The sequence below is a fragment of the Paenisporosarcina sp. P5_A11 genome (assembly GCF_056400705.1).
The window spans coordinates 1-924 of sequence record NZ_JBFUKT010000370.1 but is presented as its reverse complement, the minus strand read 5'-3'; the positions used below and the strand labels follow the sequence as shown (position 1 = coordinate 924).

General features: G+C 31.8%; 1 protein-coding gene and 1 pseudogene. Both read left to right on the top strand.

Going from position 1 to position 924, the window contains the following annotated elements:
* Positions 1-201, top strand: a pseudogene (locus tag AC1DOS_RS20340) (riboflavin transporter FmnP); the annotation flags it as partial.
* A gap of 440 nt (positions 202-641) precedes the next feature.
* The coding region (locus AC1DOS_RS20335; protein WP_477538939.1) for a hypothetical protein at positions 642-924 on the top strand (283 nt) is incomplete at its 3' end.

The window sequence follows — 924 nt, the reverse complement described above, 5'->3', positions numbered from 1 at the left end:
TTAAATTACGCAATATTTTTACCAATGTACACATACTTCTTGAATATGCCTGAAATTACAGGTACTGCTTTACGCAATACAATTTTATTAGGTATTCTGCCATTTAATTTAATCAAAGGTCTGTTGCTATCTGCCGTGATCATTTTATTGTTCAAAACAATGAAAACGTGGTTAGATAAACAACGAGCGATTTTCTCATAAATAGAATCATAGTAATTTCAAGCTAATATGAAAAGACCTGAATCGCCAAAAAGCGAATCGGGTCTTTTTGTGTTTCGTAGTTTTAACTAATGAAGAATAGAATTAACTTAGGCAGGTAAGCTCAAAAGTTTAGGAAGTTTTAATTTTTTTAAGCTATGGACTTTCTTAATAGTTTCGTTATCAAACTCTGCTGCATACGCACTCGAATTCAACTCTCCGAAAGCCGTCCCTCTAATAGTAATGATGAAATAAGAATTACACGCGACAAAAGTTTCACAATTTCTCCCTCTTTCATAGGTGAAATAAAAAACATATTTTTACAACTCGACTAATATATCACACTTTTTTATTTTACTAGGAACATTTTGTTGTTTAAATTTTTTTGTGTATAATTCTTTATAACAAATAATACAAAAACATTTACTGGAAGGAATTAAATTATGAGAAAATTAACTGCTATATTTCTTCTTTTACTACTTATATTATTCGGTTGCGCTAAGCAAGGATTTGAATCCTCAGAAGTTATTAAGGACTTTCCAATACCCGTCGGGGCAACTCCTGTAGACAGTGAGGCTAATAATCCAAACGTAATAACATTTCAAAAGTACCGGTATTCTAATAAAAATGAACCACAAGGGATTAGTAAGGAATATTTAACAGCTCTAGAAGAGGAGGGATGGTCTGAATTGAAAGAAGAGCAAGTGGGAGCAACACGTTTTTTTT